Source organism: Kitasatospora sp. NPDC001119 (genome assembly GCF_053598475.1).
This window is the reverse complement of record NZ_JBSFKI010000014.1, coordinates 225,513-241,206: the sequence shown is the minus strand read 5'-3', so window position 1 is coordinate 241,206 and position 15,694 is coordinate 225,513. Positions and strand designations below refer to the sequence as shown.

Here is a 15,694-nt window from a genome sequence, read left to right as displayed (position 1 = left end):
CATGATGGCGGTGAACTCGCCCTGGGGGAACACGACGCTGACGTTGTCGAGGGCGACGACGCGGGTCTCCCCCTCCCCGTAGACCTTGTTCAGGCCGGTGGCTCGGGCGGCCGCCAGGCCGGTGCGGACGGCGGTTGCGGTCGACGTGGTCACGGGGACTCCTAGTGCTCGCGGACTTGTACCTCCATGCTCCGCGACGTGATCATGGTTCTGCGTCGCTCCGCCGGACGGTTGGTCCTACCACCGCTGGGCGTAGGGGCGGGCGACCCCCTCCTCCTGCGGTATGACGTGAACCCTGAGGCGGACGGGTGGCCGGAACGGATATCCTTCGTGGCCGAATCCCGGACAGTTCGTCAGATGGCAAGGAAACATGACAACTTCCGGGGCTGGGAACATGCGAAAGGGTGATCCGGGAGACTAGGCTCAGGGGGTCCCACAGACGCCCGGATGGTGGAACGCAGACACGGGCAGCTTAAAACTGCTTGGCCGCGAGGCCGTGCCGGTTCGAGTCCGGCTCCGGGCACCGATCACCCGGCGGGGGCGCGACGGCGTCCCCGCCGGTCGTTGTTCACCGGATCCTCCTCGCGGCGTATCCCGGAATTTTTGCCAAGCCATTACCCTTGTGCATGGGCGGTGCAGTGCCGCCACGGAGGGAATGAGCAATGAGAAGCAGCAACCCGGTCTTCTCGCGGGAGGGGTCCTTCACCCGCGACTCCGGCTACGCGGGGTTCGGTGCCGCGCAGGCCGGGACCCAGCACGGCCAGAACCAGTACGGCCAGAACCCCTACGCGGGTACGCCCTACGCCCAGCAGCAGCCGCAGGGCCAGCCCATGACCGACGAGCAGCTCTACGAGCTGTACAACGGGCCCTCGGCGGGCCCGGCGGCCACCGGGCGGATGACGCTGGACGACGTGGTCGCCCGCACCGCCATGACGCTGCTGACGCTGGTCGTCGCCGGCGCGGTGGCCTGGTTCGCGCTGCCGTTCGAGAACTTCGGCTTCGCGATCGCCGCCAGCCTGGTGGCCACGGTCCTCGGCCTGGTGGTCTCCTTCAAGCGCAGCGTCAGCCCGCCGCTGATCCTGACCTACGCGGCCCTCCAGGGCTTCGCGATGGGCGCCGTGTCGCACGCAGCCAACACCATGCTGAACGGCATCGTGATCCAGGCGGTGCTGGGCACGGCGGCGGTCTTCGCGGCGACGCTGTTCGCCTACAAGAGCGGCCGGATCCGGGTCACCGCGCGCTACCAGCGGATCGGCATCTCGATCGCCCTGGGCTTCGTGCTGCTGATGCTGGTCAACATGATCGCGATGGCCTTCGGCGCCGACATGGGCCTGCGCTCCGGCCCGCTGGGCATCGTGGTCGGCCTGATCGGCATCGGCCTGGGCGCCTTCTTCCTGTCGCTGGACTTCGCGGAGATCGAGGAGGCCATCGCCCAGGGCGCCCCGCAGCGGGAGTCCTGGCGGGCCGCCTTCGGGCTCACCGTGGCGCTGGTCTGGATCTACGTGGAGATGCTGCGGCTGATCGCGATCCTGCGCGGCGACGACTGACGGTCCCTTCCTTCGTGAACCACTGCCGCCGGGCCCCGGAGCGACTCGCTCCGGGGCCCGGCGGCTTTTCGCCTAGGCTCGCTGCCATGCATGACGTAGAGCCCCACGACGTAGCGCCCCTGGACGTGGACCCCCTGGTCGAAGCCGTCGAGTCCCTGGCGGATCGTTTCCGCTCGCTGCCGCAGAGCAGGCTGCTGGGCGCCGTGCCCGGGTACGGGTCGCGGGCGGCGGCCGCGCTGGAGCTGGCCCGGCGGCTGGTCGCGCTGACGGCGGCGGTGGAGGGCGGCCCGCGGCGGGAGTTCCCGGACGCCGGGGCCTTCGCGGTGGGGGACCAGCTGGCCGTCGCCGGGCACGACCTGGCGGCCGCGCTCACGGGGCTGCGGGAGGACGCCCCGGTGGGGCTGCCGGAGGGGCCGGTGGCGGCGGCCGCGGTGCTGGCCCGGGCGGTGGCGGCGGCGCGGGAGACGGCGGTGCTCTGCGGCTGAGGCCCGGAGGAGTCCGGACACGCCGAAGGCCGGCCGGGTCGGTAACCCCGTGACCCGGCCGGCCTTCGGCGCGCTGCTGCTGGTGATCCGGTGTCAGATGCTGGCGACCACCCGGTCGGCCAGCACGTAGACGGCCTCCTCGTCGGTGGAGAAGGTCAGCGAGTACGAGCCGGAGAAGCGCGAGCCGCCGAGCAGCCGGACGTGCTCACCGGCGCGGACCGCGTCGATCAGCCGGTAGGCGGCCTCCCGGTCGCCCGGGGCCACGCAGAGGGTGGTGCCGTCGGCGAAGGCGTACACGTCCAGGGTGCCCAGCGGGCCCGGGCGGACGTCGACCAGGGCGACGGCCTCCTCGGCGAGGGCGGCCAGCCGGCTGTCCGTCCACTCCCGGGACGGCGCCTGGCTGGGCACGAAGTCGGGGTGCGAGGGGTGGCGGCGCGGGTCGGGCGCGGCGACCGGGGCCTCCTCGACGGCCTGGTCGGCGTCCAGCAGCCCGGCCTCCAGGCCGGTGGCCAACAGGTCGGCCTCGCGGCGGGCCCGGGCGTCCTTGGTCTCGCCGGCCGGGTGGCCGGGGCGCAGCGGCACGCCGCCCTCGCCGCCGGGCTCGGCCGGGGCGGAGCCGCCCTCGTTGATCAGATCCTCCAGCGCGGAGCGCAGCGCCTCGCCGAACTCCGGGTCCATCGTCCCGGCGTTGTCGACGGCGTCCTGCGGGCCGGTGGGGCGGGGGAAGAAGAGCGGCCACTCCTCGGTGCCGGAGAAGGTGCCGGAGAACGGGGAGTCGAACAGCGGCGCGTCCTCGGCCGCGCGGGCCTCCTGCTCGGCCCAGAACGCCCGGGCCTCCGTGATCTCCCGCTCGCGGTCGGCGGCGAGCGCCTCGGTGACGGCCCGGCGTATCGCGGCCTCGTCCACGGGTGCGGGCGCGGACGGGGCCGCGGCCCGTGCGTCCAGCCGGCGGGAGAGCCCGCGGAGGTGGAGCAGCACGGCGGTCGACACGGCGATCAGGATCAGCAGCAGGATGGTGTAGACGGCGCTCACGGAACGTACTCCTAGCGAGGAGCGGAACGGGGTTACGTGTCCACACTGCCGCATGCGGGGCTGTTACCGCAGGGGCGAATGTCCAATTCATCCCGGACTTTCGCTCTTGTCCCCAAATTGTTAGGTAACACCGTTCTACGCAGTGGAGTTGATCCGCTCCGCAGTGTCGATTTCCGGGTCGAAAACGAACGAAATGAGGGCCGGATCGACCTCTCGGTGTGATCCGGCCCTCAATTACGCTGCGTCACTCCAAATGGGTGGTCCAGACCCTTCGGAGGGCGCCCGGAGGGTCAGCTGAGGCGCTCGATCACCATCGCCATGCCCTGGCCGCCGCCGACGCACATGGTCTCCAGGCCGAACTGCTTGTCGTGCCACTGCAGGGAGTTGATCAGCGTGGTGGTGATCCGGGCGCCGGTCATGCCGAAGGGGTGGCCGACCGCGATCGCGCCACCGTTGACGTTCAGCCGGTCCAGGTCGACGCCGAGGTCACGGTAGGAGGGGATCACCTGGGCGGCGAAGGCCTCGTTGATCTCGACCAGGTCGATGTCACCGATGGTCAGGCCGGCCCGCTTGAGCGCCTGCTTGGAGGCCTCGACCGGGCCGTAGCCCATGATCTCGGGGGAGAGCGCGCTGACACCGGTGGAGACCACCCGGGCGAGCGGGGTGATGCCCAGCTCGCGGGCCTTGGTGTCGGACATGATCACCAGCGCGGCCGCGCCGTCGTTCAGCGGGCAGCAGTTACCCGCGGTCACGGTGCCGTCGGGGCGGAACACCGGCTTCAGGCCGGCCACGCCCTCCAGGGTGACGCCGGCGCGCGGGCCGTCGTCCGTGCTGACCACGGTGCCGTCCGGGAGCGTCACCGGGGTGATCTCGCGCTCCCAGAAGCCGGCCTTGATGGCGGCCTCGGCGAGGTTCTGCGAGCGGACGCCGAACTCGTCCTGCTCGGCGCGGGTGATGCCCTTGAGCGCGGCCAGGTTCTCGGCGGTCTGGCCCATCGCGATGTAGGCGTCCGGCACCAGGCCGTCCTCGCGCGGGTCGTGCCACTCGCCGCCACCTTCTTCGGCGCGCTTCTTCGTACGGGCCTGGGCCTCGTCGAAGACCGGGTTCATGGTGCCCGGCAGGCCGTCCGAGGTGCCGTTGACGCTGCGCGAGACGGTCTCCACGCCGGCCGAGACGAAGACGTCGCCCTCGCCCGCCCTGATCGCGTGCAGCGCCATCCGCGTGGTCTGGAGCGAGGAGGAGCAGTAGCGGGTGATGGTGGCGCCCGGCAGGTAGTCCATGCCCATCTGGACGGCCACGATGCGGGCCAGGTTGTGGCCCTGCTCGCCGCCGGGCAGGCCGCAGCCCAGCATCAGGTCGTCGATCTCGCGCGGGTCGAGCTGCGGGACCTTGGCCAGGGCGGCCTGGATGACGTGGGCGGTCAGGTCGTCCGGGCGGACGTCCTTGAGCGAGCCCTTGAAGGCCCGGCCGATCGGCGAACGGGTGGCGCTGACGATGACGGCTTCGGGCATGGCGGGCTCCTCGCTGGGTGACGGCGGACCTGACGTCCGGGAGGAAAGTTACCGCCTGGTAGATCAGGCGTCACCCGCCCCAGCGTGTGAGCTGGCCGACGTATTCCCGGGGCCCCCGTCGGGGGTCGTACCGGGCTCCTTCCCGCTCTCCGGGCCGGGCAGACCGATCCGCAGCCGGTGCCTCAACTGGGCCCAGCGGCGGCCCGCGCCCTCCGCCGGTACGGCCGCCACCTCGGTGCCCTCCCGACCGGCCGCCGTGGCGGCCGCGACCGCGACCGGCAGCACCGCGCCGCCCGGGACGGCCGTGGCAGGACGCTCCTCCTCCGGCCAGAGCCCGAGCGCGGCGCAGACCGAGGGCAGCACGGCCATCGCGGCGGTCGCGTAGCCCTGGGCGGAGGGGTGGTAGCGGTCGGCGGCGAACATCTCCGGGCGGGCGGCGAACTCCGGGCCCAGCAGCGAGCCCAGCGAGACCGTCCGGCCGCCCGCCTCCACCACCGCGATGGTCTGCGCGGCGGCCAGCTGCCGGCTCAGCCGGCGGGCCACCCAGCGCAGCGGCGGCCGCACCGGCTTGATCGTCCCGAGGTCCGGGCAGGTGCCCACCACCACCTCGCAGCCGTTGGCGCGCAGGGCGGCGACGGCCTCGCCGAGCTGGCGGACGGCCAGCTGGGCCGGGCTGTGCCGGGTCACGTCGTTGGCGCCGACCATGATGACGGCGACGTCCGGGTGGTGCGGCAGGGCCTGCTCCAGCTGGCCGGAGAGGTCGGCGGAGCGGCCGCCGGAGCGGGCCACGTTGACCAGCCGGACCGGGCGCTCGGCCACCGAGGCGAGGCCCGCGGCCAGCAGCGCGCCCGGGGTCTCGCCGGCCCGGGCCACGCCGAGGCCGGCGCCGGTGGAGTCGCCGAGGACGGCCAGCACGAGCGGGGCCTGCGGGTCGGCGGCGCGGTCGGCGAAGGCCTCCCCGTAGACGCCGTCCGCCTTGGGCGGGACGGTCTCCAGGACGCCGATGGCCTGGATGGCGAGTCTGCTCTCGGTCACCAGCAGGCCGACGACGCCCACCCCGAGCAGGCCGAGGCCGCCGCCGCCGTACGCCGCCGCGGTGGCGATCCGGCGGGCCACCCGGGCCCGCGAGTCCCGTGCCCCTGGCATCCGGTGCCCCCTTCACGTGCTCTCCTGCCGGCCCCTCCGGGGCCACGGCCATGCCTGCACAGCGCTCTTACCCGTGCGGAGGGCGGGAGTACCGGGGGTGCCGCTGGGGGTGGGCCATTGGGGGAGGGGTGCAGGAGGGGAGCCGCGGGGCGGGTGCCACGCCCTACGCTTTGCAGTACCGAACTCCGCAGTACCGAAATCGCATGCCCACAGACCGGGAGGATCCCCGTGCGGTACCACAACTCGATCATCGACCTCGTCGGCAACACGCCGCTGGTCAAGCTGAACAAGGTCACCGAGGGCATCAGCGCGACAGTGCTGGCCAAGGTCGAGTACTTCAACCCCGGCGGCTCGGTCAAGGACCGCATCGCGATGCGCATGATCGAGGCCGCCGAGGCCTCGGGCGCACTCAAGCCGGGCGGCACCATCGTCGAGCCGACCTCCGGCAACACCGGTGTCGGCCTGGCGATCGTGGCCCAGCAGAAGGGCTACAAGTGCATCTTCGTCTGTCCTGACAAGGTCTCCACCGACAAGATCAACACCCTGCGCGCGTACGGCGCCGAGGTGGTCGTCTGTCCGACCGCCGTCGCCCCGGAGCACCCGGACTCCTACTACAACGTCTCCGACCGCCTGGTCCGGGAGACCCCGAACGCCTGGAAGCCGGACCAGTACTCCAACCCGGACAACCCGGCCTCGCACTACCACTCCACCGGCCCGGAGCTGTGGGAGCAGACCGACGGGAAGATCACCCACTTCGTGGCGGGCGTCGGCACCGGCGGCACCATCTCCGGCACCGGCAACTACCTGAAGGAGGCCTCCGGCGGCAAGGTCAAGGTGATCGGCGCCGACCCGGAGGGCTCGGTCTACTCGGGAGGCACCGGCCGGCCGTACCTGGTCGAGGGCGTCGGTGAGGACTTCTGGCCGACCGCCTACGACCGCGGTGTCGCGGACGAGATCGTCGCGGTCTCCGACAAGGACTCGTTCCAGATGACCCGCCGCCTGGCCAAGGAGGAGGGCCTGCTGGTCGGCGGCTCCTGCGGCATGGCCGTGGTGGCCGCGCTGGAGGTCGCCAAGAAGCTCGGTCCGGACGACGTCGTCGTGGTGCTGCTGCCGGACGGCGGCCGCGGCTACCTGTCGAAGATCTTCAACGACGACTGGATGGCCGACTACGGCTTCCTGCCCTCGGCCACCGACGAGGCGCACATCGGCGAGGTGCTGGCCCGCAAGGAGTCCCTCGCGCAGGGCGGCGTCCCGCAGTTCGTCCACATGCACCCCAACGAGACGGTCGCCGAGGCGGTCCGGGTGCTGCGCGAGTACGGCGTCTCGCAGATGCCGGTGGTCTCCCCGGGCGCCGGCCACCCGGACATCATGGCCGGCGAGGTGATCGGTTCGGTGGTGGAGAAGCTGCTGCTGGAGGGCATCTTCGCCAAGGACATCGAGCTCACCGACACGCTGGACAAGGTGATGTCCAAGCCGCTGCCGGTGGTCGGCTCGGGCGAGACCGTCACCAACCTGATGACCGTGCTGGAGAAGGCCGACGCGGCCGTCGTGCTGGTGGAGGGCAAGCCGCAGGGCATCGTCACCCGCCAGGACCTGCTGGGCTTCCTGACCGGCCGCGCCCAGCACTGACCCGGCGTCACCACCGCCCCCTGCGGATGGATGCGGAGGATTCGTCCACGGGGGAAGTGGTACACCGGCGTCACCTGTCCGCAGCACGTGGTTAACACGGCTCGGGCATCGTGGTGGTCAACGGCAGGACGCCGAGTGAGGCGACGGCAACCGTCCGGGAGCGGCTCCCCGGCGACCGCGGTCGGCTCCGGACACATCGGGTGGCCCTGACCCGGCCGCTGTGTCCTCCCGCCGCGGGAGGCGCCGTCGTCCCGCCCCTGACCGGCCCCGGCCGGTCGACAGGGTGCGGCGGCTCCCGCGGCAGCACCGCGCCGCACGGCGCGTGTCCCGCGGCTCCCGGGTGGGGGAGCCCAGGCGGGGAACGGTGGGGCCGGTCCTTCTCCGAGGGGCCGGCCCCTTCCGTTCGCCGCCGTCGCACGTTCCGTTCGCGCCGTTCACGCCGGGCGCGCGGGGTGCACTCCGAGCGGCCGCCCGTGCGCCGCGCCGGGCGCGCCCGTCCCGTACGCTCGCACGCATGACCAGCACTGAAACGACCGACCAGGATGCCCCGCGCTACGTCCGGGTGAAGATCGAGCTCATCGCGGAGATCACCGACGAGGGCGCGCTCAAGGCGGCCGCCCTGGAGGCCGTCACCGCGGACGAGTACCTCGACGACGAGGAGCGCGCCCAGTCCGTCGAGGCCATCGAGGTGGACCCGTCGGGTTCGCTCGCCCACTTCATCGACCCCGTCGCGCTGCTCGGCGACGTGCCCGGCGTGGAGCTCGCCTCGGCGACCTGGGAGTCGGCGCAGACCGAGTTCGACCCGGACGACGAGGAGTGGGACGAGTACGCGGTGGAAGGCTCCGCCGAGTAGGGCGGGGAACCGTCGGGTGACGGTCCTCACCGTCACCGCCCGTGAACGCCCGGTCCGCTCCGCGGGCCGGGCGTTTTGTCCCTGTTCGTCGGGAAGTTGGGTCATCTCATACGATCGCTTACCCTTCGGTGATGGAACCGTGAACGGGCGTATTGCGTTTCTGTATCCGTAATGCCCGGGATGATCAGCAGGGAGACGCGACGTGACGGCACGGGACGGTCAGGGACGGGCGGCCGGAAGCAGCTGGAGCCGACGCGGGGTCCTCGCGGGCCTGATCGGAGCGCCCGTCCTGCTGCTGACCGCCTGCAACGACAACAGCGCCAACAGCGCCAGCGGCGGTAGCGGCGGCTCCGGCGGCGCGAACGGCACCCCGGCCTCCGGCGGTACGGGCAGCAGCGCCCCCAAGACCTCGGCCGCGGTCATCACCGTCACCCCGGCCGACGGCGCCGCCTCCGCGAGCTTCAGCGAGCCGGTCAAGGTCGCCGTCGCCAACGGCACCCTGACCAGCGTCAAGGTCACCGACACCGCCGGCAAGGAGCTGGCCGGCCAGCTCTCCGCCGACGGCACCGGCTGGACCTCGGCCGCCGCCCCCGCCAGCGGCACCAAGTACACCGTCGCCGCCGTCGCCCTCGACAAGGACAAGCTGGAGGCGGACTCCAACGCCGTCTTCACCACGGCGACCCCGGCCAACACCTTCGTCGGCTACTTCACCCCCGAGGACGGCTCGACGGTCGGCGTCGGCATGCCGGTCTCGATCAACTTCAGCAAGCCGGTCACCGACCGCAAGGCCGTCCAGCAGGCGATCACCGTGATAGCCGAGCCGGGCGTCGAGATCGTCGGCCACTGGTTCTCCAGCACCCGCCTCGACTTCCGGCCGCAGGAGTACTGGGCCAAGGGCACCAAGGTCACCCTCAAGCTCCGGCTCAAGGACGTCGAGGGCGCCAAGGGCGTGTACGGCACCCAGTCCAAGGACGTGAGCTTCACCATCGGCCGGGCCCAGACCAGCGTCGCCGACCTCGCCGCCAAGAAGCTCACCGTCACCACCGACGGCCAGGTCAGCGCGGTCTACAAGATCTCCGGCGGCTCGCCCGAGCACATGACCTGGGGCGGCAAGATGGTGATCTCCGAGCAGTACACCCAGACCCGGATGAACTCGCAGACCGTCAACCTGGGCAGCGAGTACGACATCGCGGACGTGCCGCACGCCCAGCGCCTCAGCACCTCGGGCACCTTCATCCACGGCAACTACTGGTCCTCGCCGTCGATCTTCGGCGGCCAGAACACCAGCCACGGCTGCATCGGCCTCCGGGACACCAAGGGCGCCCAGGACAGCGGTACGGACGGCTTCAAGTTCTACAAGTCCTCGATGGTCGGCGACGTGGTCGAGGTCGTGAACTCCGGCGACAAGACGGTCGCCCCGGACAACGGCCTGAACGGCTGGAACATGGGCTGGGCCGCCTGGAAGGCCGGCAGCGCCGTCTGACCCGGCCCCGCACCCCGACCGGCCGGACCCCGGTCGGAGAACCCACCGGTCGGAAAAACTCCCCGGGCGGACCGAACCTCGCGGTCCGCCCGAGGAGTAGGACGGGTGTGAAACGCGAGCAGAGACAGCGGCAGGACGACGAGTTCAGCGAGTTCGTCGCCGGGAGCGGTCGGCAACTGCTGCGGCTGGCCGAGCTGTTGACCGGCGACCCGGACCGGGCCAAGGACATCGTGCAGTCGGCGCTGGAGCGCGCCTACCTGCACTGGCACCGGATCACCGGGGACGACCCCACCGCGTACGTCCGCCGGATCGTGGTCAACCAGCACCGCGACTGGTGGCGCCGACTGCGCAACCACGAGCTGCCCGTCGAGCACACCCCCGACCGGCCGCTCTCCGACGACCTCGCCGAGCGGCAGGCCGAACGCGCCCTGCTGCACCAGGCGCTGGGCACCCTCACCCGCCGGGAGCGGACGGTCGTCGTGCTGCGGTACTACGGGGACCTCAGCGAGGCCGCCGTCGCGGCCGAACTGGGCATCGCCCAGGGCACGGTGAAGAGCACGCTGCACCGGGCCATGTCGAAGCTGCGCGCACTGCCCGAACTCGCCGACCGTTCCGGCGTGCCGGCGAGTCCCACGACGCACATCGAGGTGACGGTATGAGCTTCGAACACCGGCTCGGCGAACTGCTCAAGGACCAGGACCCGTACGCGACCGGGCCGGACCCGGTGCCGATCATCGCCGCCGCCCGACGGCGCCGGGCCAGGCGCAGAGCCGGGACCGCCGCGGCCGCGGTCGCGGTGGCGCTGGTCTGCGGGGCGACGGCGGTGACGGCCGGCAGCGCCCGGCACGTCGGGCAGGTCGCGGGCGAGGCGGGGGCGGCGTTCAGCCCCGTCGCCGTCCCGAGCCCCACGCCCACCGCCACGCCGAGCCCCACGGCCACCGCCACGCCGCTGCCGCTCTCGCCGGTACGGCAGGTCGGCCCGGGGCAGCGCATCGAGATGGCGGCCGGCGCCCGGATGTGGGTCAGCCCGTTCGAGAAGTGCGACAACTACCAGCCGGACGGCTCCGACTCCGGCACGGACTGCCGGGACGTGCGCAGCGACAACCTGGAGCACGACAGACCCGCCCTCTACGCCCAGTCGCACGGCGACCGCGACCGCTTCATCGTCGCGAGCTTCTACCTGGGCCCGGTCGCCCCGGCGAGGATCGTCGCGTTCACGGGGGGCAGGGCGACCGTCGCCACCCTGGTCAGCACCGTCGGAATGCAGCGGTGGATCGGCTACTACGTGGTGCTGCCGCCGCTGCCGGAGGCGGATCCGGCCGCCCACCGGCGTCCGGTGAGCCCGGCGATCGCGGCGTACGACTCCGAGGGCAGGCTCCTGGCGGAGCTGCCGGGCACCACCGCCGACGGCGCCGACGAGCGGGCCCCGCAGCAGCTGTGACCCGGTCCGCCCGCAGCTCTGCTCACAGCTCCGCTCATCGCTTCGCGTAGTCCGCGAAGCCCTGCCAGTCGACGATCACGCAGGGCTCGTCACCGACGGTCCAGGCGTCGTGCCCGGGCGGGCAGAGCATGAAGTCGCCGGGGCCCACTTCGGCCTCCTGGCCGCCGTCCATGACGATCCTCATCCGGCCGGAGAGCACGTACCCGGCGTGGGCGGCCTGGCAGCTCTCGGTCCCGGCGATCGGCTTCACGTGCTTGGACCACTGCCAACCCGGTTCGAACACGGCCCGGCCCACCGGGCCGCCGTCCAGGTTGACCAGCCGCAGTTCCCCCGTGCCCTCCTCGAAGGGGCGGACTTCCTCGGGATCGTCGAAGTTCCGCTGGTAGAGACCGGACATGGCGCACTCCTCTCCCGCGAGGACCGCCCGGCCGCCAGTGGGTGGCCGGGCCGGCCCTGCTGGCCCTTCCAGTCTGCGCCCGGATCGGGGATCGGTCACGTTGGGTGGTCGATCCCGGGGCGGGGCCGGGCGGGCCGGGGCGGTCCGAGGGACGGCCCGGGGCGGGAGGTCAGTCCCGGGTGCGGGCCACGCCGATCGGGCAGGAGGCGCCGGTACCGCCGAGACCGCAGTAGCCGTTGGGGTTCTTGGCCTCCGACAGGTACTGCTGGTGGTACGGCTCGGCCGGGAAGAACGGGCCGGCCGGGGCGATCTCGGTGGTGACCGGGCCGTAACCGAGCGCGGTCAGCGAGGGCTGGAAGGCGTCCCGGGTGGCCACCGCGGCCTCGGCCTGGGCGGGGGAGTGGGTGTAGACGGCGGAGCGGTACTGGGTGCCCACGTCGTTGCCCTGGCGGTTGCCCTGGGTCGGGTCGTGCGCCTCCCAGAAGGTCTTCAGCAGCCGCTCGTACGGGATCACCGCCGGGTCGTACACCACCCGGACCGCCTCGGTGTGCCCGGTCAGCCCGCTGCACACCTCCTCGTACGTCGGGTTCGGGGTGTGGCCGCCCTGGTAGCCGACCAGCGTCGTCCAGACGCCGGGCAGCCGCCAGAAGGCGCGCTCGGCGCCCCAGAAGCAGCCCAGCCCGAAGTCGGCCACCTCCAGGCCCTCCGGGTACGGGCCGGACAGCGGGTGCCCGAGCACGGTGTGCGGCTCGGTCAGGGTGAAGGCCGGGGTGGGCCGGCCGGGCAGCGCCTGGTCGGCGGGGACCAGCGAGGTCTTGTGGCGGTTGAACAGCACGGCCTGCTCCAGCGGGTCGGGAAACCTGGCGCAGTGTCCAACGCGGACGGCCGCCCCCGGATTCCGGGAGCGGCCGTCCGTTCCGCGCGGGGGCCGGGAAGGCCCGCCGCGCGGTTTTCGCATGGTGAACACGTGTGCGACCGGTGGAGGTCGCGGCGGCCCCGGGGGTTCGGCGCACCGGGGTTCCGGCCCGCCGTGCCCCCGCTCCGACCTGCGGGTTCGTCCCGGTTCCCGGTTCGTGCGGGCTTGGCGGCATTCGCACACTAGGCTCGGACCCATGACCGAGCACCAGCTTCCTCAGGGCTTCGAGACTCTCGCCATCCACGCGGGTCAGGAAGCAGACCCCCAGACCGGGGCTGTCGTCACGCCGATCTACCAGGTGTCCACCTACAAGCAGGACGGGGTGGGCGGCCTGCGGGGCGGCTACGAGTACAGCCGCAGCGCCAACCCGACCCGCACCGCGCTGGAGGAGTGCCTCGCGGCACTGGAGGGCGGCGCCCGCGGCCTCGCCTTCGCCTCCGGCCTGGCCGCCGAGGACACCCTGCTGCGGACCATCCTCAAGCCGGGCGACCACATCGTCATCCCCAACGACGCCTACGGCGGCACCTTCCGGCTGTTCGCCAAGGTGCTGACCCGCTGGGGCGTCGAGTTCTCCGTCGCCAACACCCAGGACCTGGCCACCGTCCGCGAGGCGCTGCGCCCCAACACCCGCGCGGTGTGGGTGGAGACCCCGTCCAACCCGCTGCTGGGCATCACCGACCTCACCGCGCTCGCCGAGATCGCGCACGGCGCCGGCGCGCTGCTGGTGGTCGACAACACCTTCGCCAGCCCGTACCTCCAGCAGCCGATCGCGCTCGGCGCGGACGCGGTCGTGCACTCCACCACCAAGTACATGGGCGGCCACTCGGACGTGGTCGGCGGTGCGCTGGTGCTGGCCGAGGCGGGCCTCGGCGAGGAGGTCGCGTACCACCAGAACGCGATGGGTGCCGTCTCCGGCCCGTTCGACGCCTGGCTGGTGCTGCGCGGCATCAAGACGCTGGGTGTCCGGATGGACCGGCACAGCGCCAACGCGGAGAAGGTCGCCGAGCTGCTGGCGGGCCACCCGAAGGTCAGCCAGGTGCTCTACCCGGGCCTGCCCGAGCACCCCGGCCACGACATCGCGGCCAAGCAGATGAAGGCCTTCGGCGGCATGGTCTCGTTCCGGGTCGCCGGCGGCGAGGAGGCGGCCGTCGAGGTCTGCAACCGCGCGCAGCTGTTCACCCTCGGCGAGTCGCTCGGCGGCGTCGAGTCGCTGATCGAGCACCCGGGCCGGATGACCCACGCCTCGGTGGCCGGTTCGGCGCTGGAGGTGCCGTCCGACCTGGTGCGCGTCTCGGTCGGCATCGAGTCGATCGACGACCTGCTGGCCGACCTCAAGCAGGCGCTGGGCTGAGCCGGTTGGGGGCCTGAGGCCCCTCACTGCCCCTGCTGGTCCGCCGTGTACGACTCCATCGCGAGGTTGAAGCGGGCCAGCAGGGCGCAGAACGCGCGCTGTTCCTCCGGCGGCCAGCCGGCCACCAGGCGGCGGGTCAACTCGGCCCGGCCGTCCCGGACTTCGGTGAGCCGGCCGACGCCGTGCGAGGTCAGCGCGAGCCGTACGGCACGGCGGTCGGCCGGGTCCTGCACCCGGCCGACCAGCCCGGCCGCGACCAGCGGGGCGACCTGGCGGGTCACCGTGGAGGAGTCCACGCCCAGCGCCTCGGCCAGCGCCTTGACGTTGGCCGGCCCGTGCCGCTCCAGCCGGTCGAGCAGCAGGTAGGCGGCCCGGTCCAGCACCCCGACCCCGCCACCGCCGGAGGTCCGGACCTGTTCCATTCGGCGCGCGAACACCGCGAGCTGGTACTGGAGTTGGGTGTGCACGGGGTCGGTGCGGTCGGTGGCCTGGGGCGAGGTCGTCGTCATCGCGGCTCACGATCGTCGTGCGGTGAGAGAGACTCAGAAGCAGCAGCGTACGCGGGCCGGGCGGGCCCGGGAACAGGCCCGGCATGCCGGATTGCCTCTCCCCGTCCCCGTACCCTGGCGCCATGCACACCTGGCCGATCACCCTCGACGACGTCCGCGGCGCCCAGAAGATGCTCGCCGGGGTCGCCCGGGTGACCCCGATGGAGGGCAGCCGGCACCTCTCCGGGCTGATCGGCGCGCCGGTCCACCTGAAGTGCGAGAACCTCCAGCGCACCGGGTCCTTCAAGCTGCGCGGGGCGTACGTGCGGATCGCGGGACTCTCGCCGGTGCAGCGGGCCGGCGGGGTGGTGGCGGCGAGCGCGGGGAACCACGCCCAGGGGGTGGCGCTGGCGGCCGCGCTGCTGGGCGTGCGCTCCACGGTGTTCATGCCGGTCGCGGCGCCGCTGCCGAAGGTCGCGGCCACCCGGGAGTACGGCGCCGAGGTGCGGCTGCACGGGGCCACCGTGGACGAGGCCCTGCAGGCCGCGCAGCGGTACGCGGAGGCGACCGGCGCGGTGTTCATCCACCCCTTCGACCACTGGGACGTGGTCACCGGCCAGGCGACCGTCGGGCTGGAGATCCTGGAGCAGTGCCCGGAGGTGCGGACCATCCTGGTCGGGGTGGGCGGCGGCGGGCTGCTGGCCGGGATCGCGGCGGCGGTCAAGCCGCTGCGGCCGGACGTGCGGGTGGTCGGGGTGCAGGCGGCCGGCGCCGCCGCGTACCCGCCCTCGCTGGCGGCGGGGCGCCCGGTGTCGCTGGAGCACTTCGCCACCATGGCGGACGGGATCATGGTCGGGCGCCCCGGCGACATCCCGTTCGAGGTGGTCAACACGCTGGCGGACGGCGTCCGGACGGTCTCCGAGGACGCGCTGTCGCGGGCGCTGCTGCTCGGGCTGGAGCGGCTGAAGCTGGTGGTCGAGCCGGCCGGGGCGGCCCCGATCGCGGCGCTGCTGGAGCAGCCGGACTCCTTCGAGGGGCCGGTGGTGGCGGTGCTGTCCGGCGGCAACATCGACCCGCAGCTGATGCAGCGGGTGCTGCGGCACGGGCTGGCGGCGGCCGGGCGCTACCTGTCGCTGCGGGTGCGGCTGGCGGACAAGCCGGGCGCGCTGGCCGACCTGTTGGGCGTGCTGACCAGGGTGGACGCCAACGTGCTGGACGTGGCGCACGTGCGGACCGACCCGCGGCTGGGGCTGACCGAGGTCGAGGTGGACCTGCACCTGGAGACCAAGGGGCCGGAGCACTGCGCGCTGGTGGTCGGGGAGCTGCGGGACGCGGGGTACGTGGTGGTCGCCGGCTGAGCTCCCGCCCTTGACGCGATATATCGCGTGCTGGGAGACTCGCGATACATCGCGTTC

General features: G+C 72.7%; 15 protein-coding genes, 1 tRNA gene and 1 pseudogene. 10 read left to right on the top strand and 7 right to left on the bottom strand.

Annotated elements, in window-relative coordinates; genetic code table 11:
• Window positions 1–153: pseudogene (locus tag ACWDD9_RS19790) on the bottom strand (ABC transporter ATP-binding protein); the annotation flags it as partial.
• Between the two features lie 288 nt (window positions 154–441).
• Between ACWDD9_RS19790 and ACWDD9_RS19785 the strand changes: the two are divergent.
• The 3 genes from ACWDD9_RS19785 to ACWDD9_RS19775 all read left to right on the top strand — a co-directional run bounded on the left by ACWDD9_RS19785 (window position 442) and on the right by ACWDD9_RS19775 (window position 2,032).
• Window positions 442–523 (top strand) — tRNA-Leu (locus ACWDD9_RS19785).
• 139 nt (window positions 524–662) lie between these two features.
• Window positions 663–1,547 (top strand): Bax inhibitor-1/YccA family protein, encoded by an 885-nt coding sequence (locus ACWDD9_RS19780; RefSeq protein ID WP_449812161.1) that lies wholly within the window; start codon window positions 663–665, stop codon window positions 1,545–1,547.
• 86 nt (window positions 1,548–1,633) lie between these two features.
• Complete coding sequence (locus tag ACWDD9_RS19775; protein WP_449812160.1) at window positions 1,634–2,032, top strand: hypothetical protein; 399 nt, start codon at window positions 1,634–1,636, stop codon at window positions 2,030–2,032.
• Between the two features lie 93 nt (window positions 2,033–2,125).
• Here the strand turns inward: ACWDD9_RS19775 and ACWDD9_RS19770 are convergent, their stop codons facing one another.
• From ACWDD9_RS19770 to ACWDD9_RS19760, 3 genes are all read right to left on the bottom strand, one after another.
• Window positions 2,126–3,064, bottom strand: a complete 939-nt coding sequence (locus ACWDD9_RS19770; RefSeq protein WP_049656499.1) for a hypothetical protein — start codon at window positions 3,062–3,064, stop codon at window positions 2,126–2,128.
• Window positions 3,065–3,354: 290 nt separating this feature from the next.
• Complete coding sequence (locus ACWDD9_RS19765; RefSeq protein ID WP_049656496.1) at window positions 3,355–4,575, bottom strand: acetyl-CoA C-acetyltransferase; 1,221 nt, start codon at window positions 4,573–4,575, stop codon at window positions 3,355–3,357.
• 63 nt (window positions 4,576–4,638) lie between these two features.
• Window positions 4,639–5,721, bottom strand: coding sequence for an SGNH/GDSL hydrolase family protein (locus ACWDD9_RS19760; RefSeq protein WP_449812159.1), 1,083 nt, complete (start codon window positions 5,719–5,721; stop codon window positions 4,639–4,641).
• A 228-nt stretch (window positions 5,722–5,949) separates the two neighbouring features.
• Here ACWDD9_RS19760 and ACWDD9_RS19755 point away from each other — a divergent pair, with 228 nt between their 5' ends.
• The 5 genes from ACWDD9_RS19755 (at window position 5,950) to ACWDD9_RS19735 (ending at window position 11,127) form a co-directional block, all read left to right on the top strand.
• Entirely contained in the window at window positions 5,950–7,350 is a 1,401-nt protein-coding gene (locus tag ACWDD9_RS19755; protein ID WP_049656493.1) for a cystathionine beta-synthase, read from the top strand.
• Between the two features lie 514 nt (window positions 7,351–7,864).
• The gene (locus tag ACWDD9_RS19750) at window positions 7,865–8,203 is read left to right on the top strand and encodes a hypothetical protein (protein WP_063780291.1); all 339 of its coding nucleotides are present in this window, start codon (window positions 7,865–7,867) and stop codon (window positions 8,201–8,203) included.
• A 202-nt stretch (window positions 8,204–8,405) separates the two neighbouring features.
• The gene (locus ACWDD9_RS19745) at window positions 8,406–9,686 is read left to right on the top strand and encodes a L,D-transpeptidase (RefSeq protein ID WP_049656491.1); all 1,281 of its coding nucleotides are present in this window, start codon (window positions 8,406–8,408) and stop codon (window positions 9,684–9,686) included.
• A gap of 107 nt (window positions 9,687–9,793) precedes the next feature.
• Window positions 9,794–10,345 (top strand): SigE family RNA polymerase sigma factor, encoded by a 552-nt coding sequence (locus ACWDD9_RS19740; protein ID WP_074001306.1) that lies wholly within the window; start codon window positions 9,794–9,796, stop codon window positions 10,343–10,345.
• Window positions 10,342–11,127 carry a hypothetical protein gene (locus ACWDD9_RS19735; RefSeq protein ID WP_074001307.1) on the top strand — a complete coding sequence of 262 codons (786 nt, stop codon included), beginning with the start codon at window positions 10,342–10,344 and terminating at the stop codon, window positions 11,125–11,127. Before ACWDD9_RS19740 ends, ACWDD9_RS19735 begins: the two co-directional genes overlap by 4 nt.
• A 34-nt stretch (window positions 11,128–11,161) precedes the next feature.
• On the opposite strand, the gene ACWDD9_RS19730 is transcribed toward ACWDD9_RS19735, so the two are convergent.
• Window positions 11,162–11,524, bottom strand: a complete 363-nt coding sequence (locus tag ACWDD9_RS19730; protein ID WP_049654704.1) for a cupin domain-containing protein — start codon at window positions 11,522–11,524, stop codon at window positions 11,162–11,164.
• 169 nt (window positions 11,525–11,693) lie between these two features.
• Entirely contained in the window at window positions 11,694–12,359 is a 666-nt protein-coding gene (gene msrA / locus ACWDD9_RS19725) for a peptide-methionine (S)-S-oxide reductase MsrA (RefSeq protein WP_049654705.1), read from the bottom strand.
• Between the two features lie 277 nt (window positions 12,360–12,636).
• On the opposite strand from msrA, the gene ACWDD9_RS19720 reads away from it, so the two are divergent.
• Window positions 12,637–13,791 (top strand): cystathionine gamma-synthase, encoded by a 1,155-nt coding sequence (locus ACWDD9_RS19720; RefSeq protein ID WP_387968501.1) that lies wholly within the window; start codon window positions 12,637–12,639, stop codon window positions 13,789–13,791.
• Window positions 13,792–13,814: 23 nt separating this feature from the next.
• Here ACWDD9_RS19720 and ACWDD9_RS19715 read toward each other — a convergent pair whose 3' ends face one another.
• Window positions 13,815–14,300, bottom strand: a complete 486-nt coding sequence (locus tag ACWDD9_RS19715; protein ID WP_049654708.1) for a MarR family winged helix-turn-helix transcriptional regulator — start codon at window positions 14,298–14,300, stop codon at window positions 13,815–13,817.
• 122 nt (window positions 14,301–14,422) lie between these two features.
• On the opposite strand from ACWDD9_RS19715, the gene ilvA reads away from it, so the two are divergent.
• Window positions 14,423–15,637, top strand: a complete 1,215-nt coding sequence (gene ilvA, locus ACWDD9_RS19710; RefSeq protein WP_074001308.1) for a threonine ammonia-lyase — start codon at window positions 14,423–14,425, stop codon at window positions 15,635–15,637.
• The last annotated feature ends 57 nt before the right edge of the window (window positions 15,638–15,694 follow it).

Excerpts from the sequence above, each read along its gene's own strand:
- ACWDD9_RS19775 (WP_449812160.1), top strand. The coding sequence starts at position 1,634 with ATGCATGACGTAGAGCCCCACGACGTAGCGCCCCTGGACGTGGACCCC.
- ACWDD9_RS19765 (WP_049656496.1), bottom strand. The coding sequence starts at position 4,575 with ATGCCCGAAGCCGTCATCGTCAGCGCCACCCGTTCGCCGATCGGCCGG.
- ACWDD9_RS19720 (WP_387968501.1), top strand. The coding sequence starts at position 12,637 with ATGACCGAGCACCAGCTTCCTCAGGGCTTCGAGACTCTCGCCATCCAC.
- ACWDD9_RS19760 (WP_449812159.1), bottom strand. The coding sequence starts at position 5,721 with ATGCCAGGGGCACGGGACTCGCGGGCCCGGGTGGCCCGCCGGATCGCC.
- ACWDD9_RS19735 (WP_074001307.1), top strand. The coding sequence starts at position 10,342 with ATGAGCTTCGAACACCGGCTCGGCGAACTGCTCAAGGACCAGGACCCG.
- ACWDD9_RS19730 (WP_049654704.1), bottom strand. The coding sequence starts at position 11,524 with ATGTCCGGTCTCTACCAGCGGAACTTCGACGATCCCGAGGAAGTCCGC.
- ilvA (WP_074001308.1), top strand. The coding sequence starts at position 14,423 with ATGCACACCTGGCCGATCACCCTCGACGACGTCCGCGGCGCCCAGAAG.
- ACWDD9_RS19750 (WP_063780291.1), top strand. The coding sequence starts at position 7,865 with ATGACCAGCACTGAAACGACCGACCAGGATGCCCCGCGCTACGTCCGG.
- ACWDD9_RS19715 (WP_049654708.1), bottom strand. The coding sequence starts at position 14,300 with ATGACGACGACCTCGCCCCAGGCCACCGACCGCACCGACCCCGTGCAC.
- ACWDD9_RS19780 (WP_449812161.1), top strand. The coding sequence starts at position 663 with ATGAGAAGCAGCAACCCGGTCTTCTCGCGGGAGGGGTCCTTCACCCGC.